This window comes from Vibrio sp. 1401 (assembly GCF_033340295.1).
The window spans coordinates 1-590 of the sequence record NZ_JAWOWF010000589.1; the positions used below are offsets into that span (position 1 = coordinate 1).

Annotated in this window: 1 protein-coding gene; it reads right to left on the reverse strand. The window is 45.3% G+C overall.

The features are described 5' to 3' along the window. Nucleotides 1-590: CpsD/CapB family tyrosine-protein kinase (locus tag R7Z77_RS27000; protein ID WP_318137258.1), on the reverse strand; the 590-nt coding region annotated here is incomplete at both ends.

Consider the following 590-nt stretch of genomic DNA (forward strand, 5'->3'; position numbering starts at 1 on the left):
GCCAAGAGACGGTATCGAGTGTTGTATTTGTTTAGATAGCGCGACATTAACCAGTGATGCTTTGGTGGACTCGGAACGAATCACTGTGATGAGTCCGTTCGCATATTGGCCTAAGATGAGCGCATCACTGACCGACAGCAGTGGTGGTGTATCGATGATGATGCGATCGTATTTATCTTGAAAATGGTCCAGTAGTTTTTTGAAGCGATTGGATGCCAGCAACTCTTGTGGGTTGGGTGGAATCAGCCCAGCAGGTAGTACATCTAAATTGGCATCATCGATGCGAACGATACAATCTTTTATTGCGGTATCCATCGTCAATATGTTGGTTAAACCTGGCTGGGACTCAGGAATATTGAATCGTTTGGCTAAAGATGGACGACGCAAGTCGCAGTCGATAATCAACACTTTCTCCATAGTCGAGAAGGACACCGCCATATTGATGCTGGTGGAGGTTTTGCCTTCCTCTGGAATCGCTGAAGTAAAAGGTAAGATCTTTTGCTTAGTGTTGGTCAGCCTTAATAGCAACGACGTTCGAACAGAGCGACAAGCTTCGCTAAAGAGTTTTTCATCTTTATCTAAGTAGGCGG